The following is a 15,914-nucleotide window of genomic DNA, read 5'->3' as shown; positions in this document are numbered from 1 at the left end:
CTAAATCGACCTTTCAACAATTTAGTTTATATATGACTTCTCTCTACACAAAAGTCTTGCTAACAGAGCCTATCCTCTCGCTCCAAGAATTTGCTAGAGAATTTATATCCTCGCTAGTTGGCTTAAATTTCTCATATTCGTTTGAGGTGACACTTTCTGCGTTAATGTTCTTTGATCTTGCATACATTAAAAGTGTTAGCTCTTTAAGTCTTTCTTTTATGAGCGCTTTTATGCTCTCACTATCTTTGCCCACTTTTTCAAAATCCACAAAATACTCTTTATGCTCTCCAGTGCTTGAGATATCATTTAAGGCAGCACTGCTAAGCTTAGTCTTTGCACTATCACTTGGTAGCGGTCTAGAGCTGCGCAAAAATCCCATAAAAAGAGCCTCTTTGCTGTAACCTTCATCTGCTTGATATACCGACATATCAGGGTTGAAGCTAAACTCATCGCCTGCTTCGCTCATCGTAAAATCAACCTCTTTTACTATGAGCCTAACGCCTGCACTTGAAAGCTCTTTACTAAGAGATTTGGCGCTATTTAGCTCATCGCTGCTAGAGTAGATGTTTGAGATAGTAGAGTTTGATAGATCCTTTAGCAGGTGTCCTTTGGCATCGTAGTGAGTGCCTTTTGTGCTGTAGCCTTTTGGTAGTTTGCCTATATCTGCAAGGGTGTAGCTCTTTTTATCATCGCCTAAAGCAGAGGTCATTTGATCAAATAGTCTGTAGTAGTGCTTTATGGTGTCAGCCATATCAATATTATCAAAGATCTTTATCTGCTCGTCTTTGCTTTTGATGCGGTTTAGCACATGGTTGCGCTCGGCAAATCTACTAAACTCATCAAGTGTGCTTTTATGGATTTTAAAGTCCTTTGGCAAGCCTGCGGCTTTGTTAAAATCAGCTCCCATAAAACCTGCTTTATCCACTGTGTAGCCATAAGCTTGAAGGTCATTAAAATTTAAAGAGACGAGACTGTTTTGAGAGGGAATAGTATAAGTAAATTTAGCTGGCTCTTGGAGTAATAGAATTAAGGAGAACACTTAATCACTATATTAGTGAAATATGTACTTCTTAATTCTTTTTTATTTAAGAAACTAAGAGAAAGGGGGTAAAAATGAGGAATTATGAAAAGATAACAGCACTCTATGAGAGATTAAGTCGTGATGATGAACTTCAAGGAGAAAGCAATTCTATTGTAAATCAAAAGAAAATCCTTGAAGAATATGCAGGTAAAAATAATTTAAGCAACATCATACATTTTACAAATGATGGAATAAGCGGAACACAGTTTGATAGACCGGGCTTTATGGCAATGATGAACGGAGTTAATCAAGGTAATATAATAGGTTGTATAATCGTAAAAGATATGAGTAGACTTGGCAGAGACTATCTTAAAGTCGGTCAATGTATGGAAATCTTAAGACAAAAGGGAGTTAGGCTCATTGCTATCAATGATAATGTAGATAGCTTTTATAGAGAAGATGATTTTACCCCTTTTAGAAATATTATGAATGAATGGTATACAAGAGATACTTCAAGAAAAATACAATCTACATTCAGGTCAAAGGGGGAAAGCGGAAAGCATACGGCAAGCTCTCCACCTTATGGATATATCAAAGATGAAAAAGACAAAGATAAGTGGATTGTAGATGAAAAAGCAGCGGAGATAGTAAGGAGAATATTCAATCTGACCATGCAAGGCAATGGTCCGTATCGAATAGCAAAGATATTGGAAAGTGAAAAAGTAGATATACCTGCTTACCATCAGCAAAAATTAGGATATGGACTACATCAAAGCAAAGTGTTTGAACATCCTTATCGTTGGTGCAGTTCTACAATTGTAAGTATCTTAAAGAAACAGGAATATTTAGGTCATACTGTAAACTTCAAAACAAGAAAGCATTTCAAGGATAAGAAAAGCAAATATGTATCTGAAGAAAACTGGCTGATATTTGAAAATACCCACGAGGCAATTATAGACCAAGAAACCTTTGATAATGTGCAAAGGATAAGAGGAAATGTAAAAAGGTATCCCGATGGTTGGGGAGAATATCACCCTTTAACTTGGCCTTATGTATTATGCAGATTGTGGCAGTAAAATGTATGTTCATAGAACAAGTAATTACAAAAATATTCCCTACTACACTTGCAGTGCTTACACGAAAGTACCCTGTGGAACGCTTTGTCCATCTACTCACAGGATAAAAGCGGAAGCAGTCTTAAACCTTATACAGGAAACCTTAAAAGACATTAAAAAATATCTTGATGAAGATCACGAAGCCTTTATCCGTTCCATTTAAAATGAAATGGAAGAAAAGGAAAAAGTAGAGATAGAAAAGACAAAAATAAGATTAATGGAAAGTAAAAACAGGCTTCAGGAACTTGAACGATTGATGTGCCGTATTTACGAAGATATGATACTTGAAAAAATACCAAGTAATAGATATGAGATACTTAACAGTCAATATGAAACAGAGCAAATAGCTTTAAGCAAAGAAATTAAAGACTTAGAGTTTGCAATATTAAGATATGAAAAAGAAACAGATAAGGCGAAAAAGTTTATATCTCTAATAAGCCGATATGAAAATTTTGATGAACTTACAACTACAATGATAAATGAGTTTGTAGAAAAGATTATTGTTCATGAAAGGAATAGAAAAAGTAGTCAAACATCAAAGCAAAAAAATAGAGATATATTTTAATTTTATCGGTAACTATGAGCCACCAAAAGAAGAATTGACTGAAGAAGAAGAAAGATTAAAAATTGAGGAAGAAGAGAGAAAAATCAAGGAAAGAAAAGATAGACTTCATCAAAACTACTTAAAGCGTAAAGTAAATGGAAAACAACAGGAATATGAGGAAAGGTATAAGGCAAGGAGAGAACAGAGAAAACAAGAAAAATTAAAGGTTCTGAAAAGGGCAGGTATACAAGTTAATAAGTTAGAAAAAAGAGATTGAAGTTAGTTAATCTCTTTTTTAGTACAGGTATCAAGTATATCAATTATGTTATTTGCAATTGCATGGATAACAGTAACGGCAACAGAATTACCAAACTGTTTGTAACTTTGAGTATCACTTACAGGAATGATATAGTTTTCGGGGAAGCCTTGAAGTCTTGCAGCTTCACGAGGTGTTAGTTTTCGTGGATTTTTTCCTTTTTGCTCAATAAGTATTTCACTCCCGTCTTTATAATATCTTGCAGATAATGTATTTGTATAAGGACTGTTTTCATTGAACAATGTGTAACCAAATCCATTTCCCTTTATTTTATGTTCTTTCTTTCGTCGTTGATGACCTTGCCAAAGTGCATTTGAAATGGTGTATTTAGTATCAACATTTTGCTCTAAAATATTTCCCACAGAAACATCTGGGCAGGGAGGAATTGGAAAAGAAAAATCTTTATAGTTATCTATTTTATCCTTATCAAATCCAACAATGTAAATACGCTCTCTATTTTGTGGAACACCGAAGTCTTTTGCTTTAAGTATAATAGAATGAACATCGTAGTTTAAATCCTTTAATGTTTTTTCTATTGTTTTATAGGTACGACCTTTATCGTGAGATTTTAGGTTTTTGACATTTTCAAGAAGAAATGCCTTAGGTCGTTTCTCTTTAATAATTCTTGCAATTTCAAAAAATAATGTTCCACGAGTATCTTCAAAACCAAGCTTTTTACCGGCTTGACTAAATGCTTGACAAGGAAAACCACCGACAATAATATCATGATTAGGAATATCTTTTTCAGATATTTTTGTAATATCTCCAAAAGGAGTTTCACCAAAATTTGCCTTATATGTTTTTACTGCAAATTTATCAATTTCACTACTGAATACGACATTTGTTTTACCTGTTTGGTAAAATCCAAGCCTTGTACCACCAATTCCGGCAAATAAATCAATGATTTTATAGGGGGCATTTTCATTATTGGGGAAAGGTACTTTTTCAGGAAATGATAAAATATGTTTCAGCTCAATGGACGATGGCTGACTTTCTCCATTTTCCCATCTGCGAATTGTCCTATCTCCGAATTTGGACATACCAACAGCATCAGCTAATTCTTTTTGAGTCATTTGTAATCTGATACGCTTATTTTTTATTAAAATAGCAGGGGAATTATCTATGACTTGTGGTATAATATTCATATATATTATCCTTTTTATATATGTTATTTCAAGTTTATATTTATATATGTTATTTCAAGGACTAACTGTCCTCTATTTGACACTATTGTACCATATAGAAGAAAATTTTTCAAGAAAGGAAAAGAGTTATGGCAAATATTTCTCTTGATGAATATAAAAACTTAGTTAAAGAAAAAAGGAAAGAAGGCTTTAAACAGCCTTATGACTTAGTTTATGATAATTTTATTACATTAGGATACGACAAAGCCCCTAAAGAATTCTTTTTAAGTAATGCAAGTGAAGTTGTTGAAAAACTTAGAAATAGCTGTTGGAGTGAATTTCAGCCATTAGAAAAAGACTTTACTTCAAAAATGCTAAAAGAGTTAGTTGATGATGAGTATATCAAAACTCTTACACCAATAGAGGCAATTACTTGGTTTGTGGAAGAATTTCCGGAACATATATATGCTTTGACTTTGTCAAATACTCAAAGTAGGAGGAGTAGAGCAGGTAAAGAATTTGAAAGTATTATAGAACTCATTTTGATTGGTGCAGGGATTCCACTTGACAGTCAAGGTAATATAGGTAAACAAGAGTTTGTCAATAAAGGTCTTGGTAAATTGGTAGATTTAGTTTCTCCGGGTGTTTTAGAATACATTGTAAATAAGAGAAATACTGTCTTAATTAGTGCAAAAACCACATTAAGAGAAAGATGGCAAGAAGTACCTGAAGAAATGGGAAGAACAGGTGCAAGAGAAATGTTTTTAGCAACTCTTGATACTTCTATTAGCTCTGATGTATTGAACACTCTATATGAGGCTAATATACAAGTTACAACAACAAAAAATATAAAAGAAACATATTATTCCGATAATGAAAGGGTATTAACCTTTGAAAAGTTGGTTGAAATATGTTTAGACAATGTTTCTCATTGGAAAAATTTCAACTACACAGTAGAACAAAATGAGCAAATGATAGAGCTTATCACTAAGCAAATTGAAAAACACCAAAATCATAAATTTGTAGAAGAATATTATGATGAGCGATTAAAAAACATAAAGAAGTAGACAAATTAGAATTTGTCGGTATATCATTAAATCGCATTTTTTAGATTAAACTATGGAATACAAAGGAGCAAATAATCATGAGCGAACAGAGAATCTATTGCATGGACCTTGTAAAAAAAGAGGATCCGGAAAAGGCTGTCAGAACACCGTTTTATCAGACAGAATCTACAGGCGGATCGGTCTGGGTTATCAAACCCGGTCAGACATTGCAAAAGCACTATCACCACAATTCCGACGATATATGGATCGTCCTTCAGGGAGAGGGAATATTCTACCCCCAGCCTAATGAAGAGGTTCCATTCAAGAAAGGCCATGTCATAGTATCGAAGAAAGACTCCTGCCACGGAGCAAAAAATACTGGAGATGAGGATATCATCTTTGTAAGTATAGTAGCACCTGTCCCTTCCGACTATGATCCTATAAACGAGTGACAGGAAAATAAAATTCCCGTTTGACAAAGGATTGTGATTATACTTGAGAAAGAAAAATGTTTATATAACATTGGGATACATAGCTGTATATCTGGTGATATATTGGTGAGAGCAACTTGATTGGTTGGCTATTTACTAATATTTCAACTGGTGAGCATAGTTATTTATATGGTTGGTTGCTCAGTAGTAATCTGTTTTGGTATGCACTTGCGATTTCTGCGCTTCCTTCTCTTTGGGGTAAGTTTAAGTTTTCGGCTGTTACTACGGCGGGATTTATTGTAGGTATTGTAGCAGGCATAATCGTTGAGAAATACAAGAAGTAAGTCAAATTTCAGTTTGTCGAGCTGAATAATACAGATTCAAGACGATAGAAAGTAAAACATCTATCGTCTTTTCTTATGAAAAAAACTTGAAAGGAGATGAAATTTATGGACAATAAAAACAGAATTAGAAAAAGTAAAAGAAAAGATTGAAAGCAAGTAAGAAGAAAAAAAATATGAAAAGAAACTATCTCAGCTTAAAAATCAGGAAAAGAAAATCAGAAAGCAAACGAGCCTTGAAGAAAGAAAAAAGCGAAACCATAGATTGATAGAGCGAGGAGCAATCTTAGAAAGTTTAATTGAGGGAGCAAGCGAGAAAAGTAATGAAGAAATAAAGGCTATTTTGCAAAGAGCATTTCAAAAAGACTAAGAAACGCAAGGACATAGTATAATTGTAATTCCCTTAGATTTTCTAAGGGCGCAATTATACACCCTTTAGGTGTCCTTGCGACCTGCGGTGCTTTTACCCTTGCGGGGAGCAAAGAAAAAAGCCGAAGCATTTTTCCGTATTAAAGGCAAAAGACAACTGAATATAATTCATTCGCTTTTTTATCATCAAGGGTAAAGCACATTCACTATCGCTCACCCTTGACAATAAAAATTTGAAACAGATAGCTTACATTAAGCCGACATACTGAAACAACAAAAGTTAAAAGTATAGTCGGCTTTTTCTATTGTACCGTTTCAAAACGCTCATTCAGTTTATAGAAAAGCAAAAGTATTTTTAAGACCGACATCTAAAACAACAAAAGAAAAATAAGAAGATGACAAATGCCACATTCCCAAAATGGGAGTGTACCTAAATCAAAGACAGTACTAATCAAAGGGGGTAGTGAAACACGACTTCCTTAAAAGATAAAAGGAGTAACGATTTGTTGCTACATTTTCATAACAAAAGATAGGAGAGAAAAATGGCAGATAAAAGGATGTTTTCAATAAAGATAGTGGATAGCGACTTATTTTTGGATATGCCATTAAGTAGCCAATGCCTGTATTTTCATCTATCTATGAGGGCAGATGATGATGACTTAAAGATTCTAATTACAAAAGGTTTTGTAATTGTCTTTTAAAGAGGGGTTATAGTCATTACCTATTGGAAGATAAATAACTACATCAGAAATGACAGACGAAAAGAAACGATGTATCTTGAAGAAAAGCAAAGTATAACGCAAACGGAAAATGGAGCATATATCAAGGTTGAAAATCTTGGTATACCAAATGACAACCAAGTGTCAACCGTTTGTCCGCATAGTATAGTTAAGGGTAGATTAGATAAGAGGAGAATAGAACAGGTTGCCCCAGTGTCCCTTTATGGAGAGTATCAAAATATTCATTTAACCGATGAAAAATACCAAAATCTAAAAGATAGGCTGAAAGGTCATACAGATACAATGACTGAAAAGCTATTAAGATATATCAAAAGTAAAGGCACAGACTACAAAGACCACTATGTAACAATCCTTAATTGGTATGAATTGGTATGAACAGGATAAAGAAAAGCTATCACAGAAAAATAATCAAAATAAAAGCCATAGAACCTATTCAACCAACTATGAAGACAGCGACAGCCTATAAAAGGTGTTTTTAAGGGTTTAATCATAAAAGAGGTGTCAGACTATGGTTAAGATAAAAATAAGCCTTAAAAACGCATTATAGAGCCTGATGTAGAAAAGGAGACTAAAATTATGAATGATAAAGAAAATATGATTACTACAAAAATTCAAGGGACAGATTTTATCTACAACAAAGATACTCACTATGAAGAAGACGGACATATCTATTGCAAGATTTGTAATGAAAGAATAGACGGTAAGGTAATTCCGATGTTGGATAAGCCTATGATTATCAGAACGGCTTGTAAATGTGATAGAGATAGAGCTGAACAAGAAAAAACTGTTAAAACAAGATAGGTTGAGACAAAGCTGCTTTATATCCAAAAATCAAATAGCCTACACCTTTAAAAATGCCGATGAAGATACAGATAAGGAAATCATCAAAAAAGCAAAGAACTATGTAAAACATTTTGAAGAAATGAGAAAAGATAATGTTGGACTGTTACTTTACGGAAATGTAGGAAGTGGCAAGACCTATGTAGCTTGTGCTATTGCCAACGCTATAATTACAGAATATAGCCATACAGTAAAAATGAGGAACTTTGCACAGATATTAAACGACTTACAAAAAGGCGGCTTTAATCTTGATAGAAACGAATATATCGAATAGATAACAAGCCCTACCCTACTAATTCTTGATGATTTTGGAATAGAGAGAAATACAGAATATGCCTTAGAGCAAATTTACAATGTAATCAATGCAAGATACCTAAAGGCAAGACCAACCATTATAACTACTAACCTTAATTTCAAAGATATAGAAAAAGAACAGGAAGATATAATGCTTGGCAGGATTTATTCAAGGATAATCGAGATGTGTTTACCTCTTAGGATAACGGGACTTGATAGAAGAAAAATACAGAGCAAAGAAAAGCTGAAGAAAGCACAAAACTTAATAGATGAATGAGAGCGATTGGAAAAGTAAAAAATTCTAATCGCTTTTTAATTGCAAGAAAAGGAATGATGATATGCAAAAAAATAATACAGAAACAAAAACAATAAAGAAGATTGGAAAAACTACCTATGAAGTTGTTGTACATTTTAATAAAAATACTACTGAAACAATGCAAGACAAATTGAAACGCATAATGCTTAGAGAAATTGAGAGTGAAAAACATCAAAAAAATGATAAAAATGATTAGAAAGTCCTTGACAAGTTGTTACAGGTTTGGCTCGCTAATCTTTTCTTTGGTCTTTTGGTTAAAAATATCACTAAAATTTGCAGACCTGCCTTGTTTGTGCTGTTGCTTAGTGTATGAATTTATATTGGTGCTTAAGATGCTAATATCATTCGTGGTTTGCCTCCTAGCTTCTTGCTTTTTAAGTTTTAATTAAAGTAACCATAAAATAATTGACTATCCAAATTTATCAGTCAAAATAAACAAGTGACAAATATGCCAATCACAAAAATTACAAAAATTTACTTTTACTAAGTCATTCTTTGGTGGGACTGATTTAATTCCAGTATGCGCCAAAATTCAATTCAGATATTAGGGCGAGCATACTCTATGTAGCTACAAAATGTTACCATTTGCATCTCCATAGAGGCTCGCAAGGATAGCTTGCCGCTCCCTTGACCCACGCTTAAAAAATATTTTCTTTATTAAAGTGGCCATGCAAGATAGGCTTTTTTTAATAAAAGCTTAAGTTGATTAAAGGCAGCCATAAGAACAAAAATAATTAGACTAAATTATTTTTTATGATCTACAAAATATATTTTAGTATATTTTTAAAATGGCAACGTAACAAATAATGTTTGGAAGTAATAAATGAGATGATTATGTAATAAACTTAGTAGAGTCTCTACGTTTAAAACATATCTAGACTTTGAGTTTTTTCCTTGCATACATCACCCACATGGTGATATATGCTGGCTTTTTGGGAGTATTCACGCTCCTCTATAAATTCTCTACATATTCTTGTAGCATCTTGTGCTCTATCTGTAAGCTCTCGTATTCTTCTCTCAAATTTTGGAATTTTTCTTCTAAATTTTCTAATTTTTCTTCCAAGCAAGATATTGAACTCTCGTACATATCTCTTTGTTGCTGCAAAGATTCCGTTAAGGCGTCGTTGCAATCTTTGTTCAAGCTCTTGACTTTCTTTGTTAGCTCTGTCACATTTGTCTGTAATATCGCGAGCTTCTTCTCGCAGTCTTGTTGCAAATTCATTGTTTCTAATTCGTGCTTGCTCCTTTCGTCTTCGATCGTCTTCGTCAAGCGCTCGTTCTCTTCTAGCAATGCTTTCTCTAATGCTGTCATCCTCTACTCCATTTTCATTAATATAAATTTCCTGCTCTCGTTCTCTATTATCTCTTTGTCTTTTGGAATCGATATGTAATACTCCCTCTGGGTCTTGTCCGCAGTAGGTTGGCTGTATCTCCATTGTTTTGGTATCGTCCAAGCTACTTCTTCCTTTAATATCATTGCGTGCACTACCCAGCCAATTGCTATTCCCAAAATTAGTGCGGTAGCCGCTGATAGCGAGATTATCACCGATCTGTCCTTGTGATGCAAGGATATTGTTTTTTGAAGTTCTTTCGACATATCTTTCTTGATTAAATCTATCTCTTTTAGCAATAAGCTCCTCAAGTTTTCGCCTATTTTCTCTGCACTCTGCTTGTGTATTTCTATCATGGAATTCTCTAATTCTTCTGCTTGAGCTTTGGCTGAGTTCTCCAAGTCTTTGAGCACTGGTGAAGTCTGCATCGTATATTCCTCCTTTTAGACGATTTTTTGTTTTTTTAGTAGGCAGTATGATCGTTATGCCTTTTTTGTTGATCCTGGTTATTTCGATACCATTTTGTTTAAGAAGTTCGATCATGTGGTCTCTATTTTTAATATAGCCTTGCTTAACCAGATCGTGCAACTTTTGGTCTAGCTCTTCTAAATTTTTATAATGATTGATGTTTTTCTTGCTAGACAATATAGTTTGCTCTTTTGCTGGATCATCTGGACTTGATAGTCCATACTCATCGTTAATGATCTTTTTGATTAGATCTATTCTCGTTTGATCATATTTGGCAAAATAAGGATTAAATGACCTGTCTGTTTCAAGATCTATCTTAGGGATAAGGAAATTTAACTCAAGCCGTCCATCCTTGTCTGAGTGTTCTACCCATAATACATTTGTACGTTCAAGCATATATTCACCCAAAAGAGCATATTCAAAATCCTTAATAATTTTTAGTTTTTGCTCTTCAGTTAAAAAGTCATGCCTCTCTTCAAATGATAAAACACCAAAACAGGTCTTTTGTTTATAGGTGATGCCTTTTATAATAGCTCTAGTTAAATTTTCATCACCTTTTATAACTCTTGCTGTTCCAGCAGCTTTTCTCTCATTTAAAAGATAATTTATGCTCCCAAGGCCACCACCAGTATAAGTACGAAGAAATTTAACTAGCATCACTAGTGCCTTTATTTGTATTGATACAAGGCGAATCAAGAAACATATTTTTTACCCAATATTTCATAAATTTTATGTAAGATCTTATTATCGTCGGCTATGATCTCAATACCAACTCTATCTAGGCTTTGCCCACTATTTAATTTGGTGGCTATTTGGTTTATGTTTTGTCCTTGTCTAGATAGCTCAATTAGAAGTTCCCTTATAATTGGTGCATAAATCTGCTTAGACAACATAGCTCTTAGGGCAAATTTTGAGAAAGTTAGGCCACTTTCTTGTAATTTATTATTAATCACCAACCATTCTGCATTACTTAGCCTAAGTCTTTTAGTTATGACTTTGGTTACCTTGCGTTTTTTTATCTTTTCAGAACTCACGTAAATTTACTCCCAATCTAAGAAGAAGCCACTCAAAAAATCCTATGCCATAAAAATTTTTGTCAGACTTGCTCTTTAAATATCTTTTAAGGTTATTTTATAAAATTTCACAGCCTAAAACAAGGAATTCGGTAGGCTTCAGGCCGCTAAAATGCGTGTTTTTTAAAAATACTATGAAATATATAATATAATTTTTGTAGCTTCTGGATTTTCTCTTAAAAATTTAGTCTAGTATGAAATTAAGAAAATAAAATAATAAAAATATAGGGGTTATGCTCATCATAAAAGAGCACTTTAGATAGGACAAGCTAATAACATAAAATTAGTTACTAGCAAATCACAGATAACTAAAGTCTAGCTTTATGCTTAGTTAAATTTATCCTTTAGCATCTCGTATACTTCGTTGTTCTCTCTTTTGCCGACAACTAGCACTAACACTACTATCTCACTATCTTTTACCTGATATGCCAAGCGGTAGCCGACATCTCTTAACTTGATCTTATAGACATCTTCGTAGCCTCGTAGCTTGTCCTTGGCAACCTTTGGGTTTTCTAGACGCTCACTTAGCTTCTTTTTAAACTGCACTTTTATGCTATTGTCTAGCTTTTGCCACTCTTTTAAAGCGCCTGGTAAGAACTCTAACTCATAGCTCATCTAAGCTTACTTTTACTGGTTTTTCACCACTTGCTAGAGCAGCATCTACTGCTTTACTTAGATGATACTCTTCTATTATCTCTGCCATTTTTTCATAGACAGCACTTGGTACTAGATATGCACTAGGGACATTGTGGTTTAGTATAGCTACGACATTATCTCCGGCTTGTTTTAAAATTTGAGCTGGAGACTTTTTTAGCTCACTTATGCTAGCTGTAAAATTTGCTTGTATAGTTTGCATTTTTATCCTTTATTTAATACCTAAAATAATACTAAATAAGATATAAAGATAGTCTTAAAAGTTTATGCTTTGAAATTTATCCCTACTCATTATCATACGATACCATCTCTACTTTAGCCTTTAGTGTGTTTGCATTAATAGGCTTGGCATAAGTGTTTAGTAAAATTTTATACTGCTTTTCATGTCCTACTATCTGGGCTATAAGGTTAGCTTCTACCTCGCGTTGCACTAGATAGTCTATAAAGTAGTGCCTAAAAGAGTAGAAGGTCTTTTTAGAGTCTTTGTCTATAAACTTTCTTTGGATCTGGCTTCTAAAAATTTCAGAGAAGTCCTTATTGCTTACCTTAAATATATTTCCGCTTTTCTTGCTATTAACATATTCTAGCAGACCTAGATCTATGAGCTTACTATGAATAGGCACAAACCTAATGCTGTTTTTGGTCTTGGTGGTTTTACCATCATTTGTGTTTATGTTAAAGCAGTAAATCCCATCTTTTAAAGCTATATCTTCCTTATGAAGCTGTGTGATCTCTTTTATCCTCATGCCACTATAAGCAGCTATCATTGTGACGTAGTAGAGCTCACTAGCCTCTATCCTTGAACTTGGTGATTTACCACTTTGTTTGATACTAGTTACTATCTCAAAGATCTTTCTAGCTTCTGATGCTTCGTATGGAAGCACTGCCCTTTCGCTAGGGTCTATGTCTATCTTGACATTCATTTTTGCAGTTATGCTTTTACTTATATAGCCGCTATCAAAGCAGTAGTTAAAAAACTGAATAACCCTTATCATATATTTTTGGATAGTAGGCTCAGAGAGTTTATCGTCATTTTCTCCTAGCTTAAGTATCTGAGATAAACTTTTATCTTTATACCTGCTCTTTTGAGCTAGCTTAGTTGGAATTTTATAAAGAAGATCTCTAAATTCAAGCAAGTTATCTCTCGTGATCCTATAAACTGGCGTATCTTCGTTAAAGTATAAAAATAAGAGCTTTTTTACGCCAGTAACTAATCTTTGCGTATCTGGCGACCACTTGTCAGCTCTTTTAGTGTTTGTCTCAAATATCTCGAATGCATCCTTTAAGCTCTTTTGATCTTCTAAATTTAAAGCTGAGAATTGATTGCTAGAGCCAGATGTCGCTTGCAGTACTTGCCTGATCTCATACTCTTTGGTTATTTTGGCGCTAGGATTAAAAATACTAAAGCTACTATCGTCATCTAATTTTATCTTGATATTTTTTGGTGGATTTGGATCCAATATAATATCTTCCATGCTTCTATGGTCATTCTTTGTTCTTACTAGCTTTAAATTTGAAGTTGAGCCATACTTTTGATCTAGTATGGCATAAACCGTCTCGCTAATCCTCTGAGCCATAGCCTTAAGCTGCCCATCAGTAATGGGCAAACAACCACTATCTTCAAGCTCTTTTATATTTTCTTGAAAAGAATCTATATCCTTAGCATCAAACGAACTAGGCGTGGCTTTAGTATCATTAGAGCCATCTTCAAGGAAAAAGTGCTCACGCTTGTCATCAAAGAGCACACTGCTCTTCTCAAGCTTTGATACAAGATAGTTAAGTGTTAGTATGTTTTTCTCTAAAAGAGTTTGCCCTATGTTCTCTTTATCCTTGCTACCAAGAGCGCCAGCAGTGTTAGTGATATTGCTTATATCCTTAATTAAAATTTGAGGTAGATCGCCATCTATCAAACTTTGTTTAAAGTAGTCATTGAGCGCATTTAGAAATTCTACATCCATCTTCTTGTTAAGAAGAGAGTGCTCTTTAATGCTCTTGCTAAGCTTTACTTTCATAAACGAATTTACAAAAGATTGGATTATGCTATCACTAAGATTCATGTGAACCGCCCTTTTTATCAGGTAAAGATTATTATCTAGAATTTTAGCCCTTTTTCTGGCTTTTTCCAAGAGACTAGTGGATGTGGAGAAGCAAATTTCTCGCTTTTCGTTAAAAAATTTTCTGATGCTTGGAGCAAGTGCCGCTCGGTAGTAATATATACCGTTTCGCTCCCTTAAGTGTTGTCCCATATTTAATAGTCAACCGGTCAAAAATGGAACAGTTTTATGTAATGACTAAGTAAAAAATCGTCTAAAGTGCGTATTTCAGGCTTTTGTGAGCTCACATAAAAAATCCTCATAAGCCGGAGGTCGGGAGTTCAAGTCTCCCCCGTGACACCATAACACCCTATTTTAGGCACTAGCAGTGATGCTTTTGTTCTTTCCCTTTCTTTAAAATTTCCTTTAAGAGTGGGACACTTAGTTACTAAAGTGGGACAGTCTCTTAAAAATTCCAATGATTATAAAGCCATCGTCCTTTTAATACCATAAAAAATAGATTTGCTTTAAATTTTTACTTCTAGCTTTTTATCTAGAATCCCCTTAAATACGTAGTTTTAAGCTCTATCCTTTTAATATTTTTAATTTTTCTTTCTAAAAAATAAACTTTTTTACAAAAATTTGCATTTCTAGCGCAGATTTTTTCCAAAATTGGTGTAATTACTATAAATATCTTTAAAAAGGATAAAAATGAAAAAATTTTCATTAATAGTAACTAGCACTGCTAGCACGAAAAAAAGTTTATGTAGTGAGGTGATTTGCCATGGCTAATGCATATACAATAAATGATCACAACCTAGTTTTAAACGTAAGGTCGGGTTTTTTAACATATGGTAGAGCTATAGGTAGATTTGCACATGCGTGCCGTGAGAAAAATCAAACTGAGCATATAAAGTATCTCAACAAAAATCCAGTCACTATTAATCGTTACAAGCTCCTAAGCGAGTTTAATGGCAATGGCAATATGAGAGATGCCAATAGCAAAGATGATGAACTACATAATATGGCTTTTGTAAAGAAATTACTTAAAGGTTTTCAGGATAGCTTTAAAGAAGACTATACCGCGCAGTCCTATACACAAAAGCGAAATGGCAAAGATACTGTTATAAAAAAGTCTTGGCGCAAAGATATGCGTAGCTTTTGTGAGATTATCATCACGTTTGGCACAGATAGAGAGAAGGAGCCAAAAGAAGGGCTAAACGACGAAGAGTCAAAATTTATAAATGAAAACATACATATGGATAGAGTAATGAGATTTGTAAACGCATACTGCGCGAAGTATGGCGCAAAGTGTCTGCTTGTAGCTGAACATAATGATGAGAAGACTAAGCACTTTCATATCTTTTTTACAAACTACAGCTTTGAAAAGCATGCAAATTTGAGATTTAGCGGCAGGTCAAAAACAGCAAAATTTGGCCAAGAGCTGCAAGATATGGGAGCCGAGGCATTTGAAGGTCAGGTACTTCGCGGTAAGCCAGGTAAAAATAGACATAAGAATTTAACCAAAATGCACCAAATAGCAAGTGAATATAAGAGTGAGCAAGAGTTAAAAGAGAAAATTCAAAAGCTTATAGAAGCGGAAGCAAATAAGTATATGCAAAAGAAAGAGCCTTTGTTGGGCGACGAGTACTTTAGGTTAGAGCCAAATGAAAAAAGAGCTTTAATAGTAGGTCTTAGAAATTCTGTTTTTGAACAAATGCAAGAGAATATAACCATCACATCAGACGAACAGCTAAAAGAAAAGGCAGAGCTTCTTGATGAGCAAGTAACAGAACAAAACAAGATCATAGAGGAATATAAAAAGAAAAATATAGAAGTCTTAAAAGAAAAAGAGACT

The 15,914-nt window shown here is 33.9% G+C and carries 18 protein-coding genes and 2 pseudogenes; 13 read left to right on the top strand and 7 right to left on the bottom strand.

Going from position 1 to position 15,914, the window contains the following annotated elements; all coding sequences use genetic code 11:
- Window positions 1–43: 43 nt before the first annotated feature.
- A complete protein-coding gene (locus HMPREF1019_RS09340) occupies window positions 44–1,039 on the bottom strand; it encodes a Cj0814 family flagellar-dependent secreted protein (protein WP_410369113.1) in 996 nt (331 codons plus the stop codon).
- A gap of 74 nt (window positions 1,040–1,113) precedes the next feature.
- On the opposite strand from HMPREF1019_RS09340, the gene HMPREF1019_RS10705 reads away from it, so the two are divergent.
- From HMPREF1019_RS10705 to HMPREF1019_RS10690, 4 genes are read left to right on the top strand one after another with little or no spacing between them, the layout of a single operon-like run.
- Window positions 1,114–2,097 (top strand): recombinase family protein, encoded by a 984-nt coding sequence (locus HMPREF1019_RS10705; RefSeq protein WP_009295472.1) that lies wholly within the window; start codon window positions 1,114–1,116, stop codon window positions 2,095–2,097.
- Window positions 2,072–2,299 (top strand): zinc ribbon domain-containing protein, encoded by a 228-nt coding sequence (locus HMPREF1019_RS10700; protein WP_430516157.1) that lies wholly within the window; start codon window positions 2,072–2,074, stop codon window positions 2,297–2,299. Before HMPREF1019_RS10705 ends, HMPREF1019_RS10700 begins: the two co-directional genes overlap by 26 nt.
- Before the next feature lie 6 nt (window positions 2,300–2,305).
- Entirely contained in the window at window positions 2,306–2,701 is a 396-nt protein-coding gene (locus HMPREF1019_RS10695; RefSeq protein ID WP_009295471.1) for a DUF4368 domain-containing protein, read from the top strand.
- Window positions 2,643–2,957, top strand: coding sequence for a hypothetical protein (locus tag HMPREF1019_RS10690; RefSeq protein WP_009295470.1), 315 nt, complete (start codon window positions 2,643–2,645; stop codon window positions 2,955–2,957). The genes HMPREF1019_RS10695 and HMPREF1019_RS10690 overlap by 59 nt, the downstream gene beginning before the upstream one ends.
- Before the next feature lie 2 nt (window positions 2,958–2,959).
- Here the strand turns inward: HMPREF1019_RS10690 and dcm are convergent, their stop codons facing one another.
- Complete coding sequence (dcm, locus tag HMPREF1019_RS09330; protein WP_009295469.1) at window positions 2,960–4,141, bottom strand: DNA (cytosine-5-)-methyltransferase; 1,182 nt, start codon at window positions 4,139–4,141, stop codon at window positions 2,960–2,962.
- A 128-nt stretch (window positions 4,142–4,269) separates the two neighbouring features.
- Here dcm and HMPREF1019_RS09325 point away from each other — a divergent pair, with 128 nt between their 5' ends.
- The 8 genes and pseudogenes from HMPREF1019_RS09325 (at window position 4,270) to HMPREF1019_RS09290 (ending at window position 8,693) form a co-directional block, all read left to right on the top strand.
- Window positions 4,270–5,187, top strand: coding sequence for a type II restriction endonuclease (locus HMPREF1019_RS09325; protein WP_009295468.1), 918 nt, complete (start codon window positions 4,270–4,272; stop codon window positions 5,185–5,187).
- Between the two features lie 77 nt (window positions 5,188–5,264).
- The gene (locus tag HMPREF1019_RS09320; protein WP_009295467.1) at window positions 5,265–5,618 is read left to right on the top strand and encodes a cupin domain-containing protein; all 354 of its coding nucleotides are present in this window, start codon (window positions 5,265–5,267) and stop codon (window positions 5,616–5,618) included.
- 501 nt (window positions 5,619–6,119) lie between these two features.
- Window positions 6,120–6,308, top strand: a pseudogene (locus HMPREF1019_RS10440) (DUF3847 domain-containing protein); the annotation flags it as partial.
- 769 nt (window positions 6,309–7,077) lie between these two features.
- The gene (locus tag HMPREF1019_RS10195; RefSeq protein ID WP_009295465.1) at window positions 7,078–7,422 is read left to right on the top strand and encodes a hypothetical protein; all 345 of its coding nucleotides are present in this window, start codon (window positions 7,078–7,080) and stop codon (window positions 7,420–7,422) included.
- Between the two features lie 201 nt (window positions 7,423–7,623).
- Window positions 7,624–7,848: a hypothetical protein gene (locus tag HMPREF1019_RS10435; RefSeq protein WP_009295464.1), complete on the top strand. Its 225-nt coding sequence runs from the start codon at window positions 7,624–7,626 to the stop codon at window positions 7,846–7,848.
- Entirely contained in the window at window positions 7,802–8,161 is a 360-nt protein-coding gene (locus HMPREF1019_RS10430) for an ATP-binding protein (protein WP_009295463.1), read from the top strand. Before HMPREF1019_RS10435 ends, HMPREF1019_RS10430 begins: the two co-directional genes overlap by 47 nt.
- Window positions 8,162–8,458 (top strand): ATP-binding protein, encoded by a 297-nt coding sequence (locus HMPREF1019_RS10425; RefSeq protein ID WP_107698022.1) that lies wholly within the window; start codon window positions 8,162–8,164, stop codon window positions 8,456–8,458.
- Between the two features lie 61 nt (window positions 8,459–8,519).
- On the top strand, window positions 8,520–8,693 hold the full coding sequence (locus HMPREF1019_RS09290; protein ID WP_009295461.1) for a transposon-encoded TnpW family protein: 174 nt from the start codon (window positions 8,520–8,522) through the stop codon (window positions 8,691–8,693).
- A gap of 667 nt (window positions 8,694–9,360) precedes the next feature.
- On the opposite strand, the gene HMPREF1019_RS09285 is transcribed toward HMPREF1019_RS09290, so the two are convergent.
- The 5 genes from HMPREF1019_RS09285 to HMPREF1019_RS09265 all read right to left on the bottom strand — a co-directional run bounded on the left by HMPREF1019_RS09285 (window position 9,361) and on the right by HMPREF1019_RS09265 (window position 14,080).
- Window positions 9,361–10,953 (bottom strand): relaxase/mobilization nuclease domain-containing protein, encoded by a 1,593-nt coding sequence (locus tag HMPREF1019_RS09285; RefSeq protein ID WP_009295460.1) that lies wholly within the window; start codon window positions 10,951–10,953, stop codon window positions 9,361–9,363.
- Between the two features lie 35 nt (window positions 10,954–10,988).
- Window positions 10,989–11,330, bottom strand: coding sequence for a plasmid mobilization protein (locus HMPREF1019_RS09280; RefSeq protein WP_009295459.1), 342 nt, complete (start codon window positions 11,328–11,330; stop codon window positions 10,989–10,991).
- A gap of 366 nt (window positions 11,331–11,696) precedes the next feature.
- Window positions 11,697–11,984, bottom strand: a complete 288-nt coding sequence (locus tag HMPREF1019_RS09275; protein ID WP_009295458.1) for a type II toxin-antitoxin system RelE family toxin — start codon at window positions 11,982–11,984, stop codon at window positions 11,697–11,699.
- Window positions 11,974–12,225 carry a type II toxin-antitoxin system Phd/YefM family antitoxin gene (locus tag HMPREF1019_RS09270; protein ID WP_009295321.1) on the bottom strand — a complete coding sequence of 84 codons (252 nt, stop codon included), beginning with the start codon at window positions 12,223–12,225 and terminating at the stop codon, window positions 11,974–11,976. Before HMPREF1019_RS09270 ends, HMPREF1019_RS09275 begins: the two co-directional genes overlap by 11 nt.
- Window positions 12,226–12,307: 82 nt before the next feature.
- On the bottom strand, window positions 12,308–14,080 hold the full coding sequence (locus HMPREF1019_RS09265; protein ID WP_009295457.1) for a site-specific integrase: 1,773 nt from the start codon (window positions 14,078–14,080) through the stop codon (window positions 12,308–12,310).
- A 760-nt stretch (window positions 14,081–14,840) separates the two neighbouring features.
- Here HMPREF1019_RS09265 and HMPREF1019_RS10185 point away from each other — a divergent pair.
- Window positions 14,841–15,914: pseudogene (locus HMPREF1019_RS10185) on the top strand (hypothetical protein); the annotation flags it as partial.

Source organism: Campylobacter sp. 10_1_50 (assembly GCF_000238755.1).
GTDB classification, from domain to species: domain Bacteria; phylum Campylobacterota; class Campylobacteria; order Campylobacterales; family Campylobacteraceae; genus Campylobacter_A; species Campylobacter_A concisus_R.
Note: the sequence above shows the minus strand (reverse complement) of the source record. Positions and strands in the feature narration are given on the sequence as shown.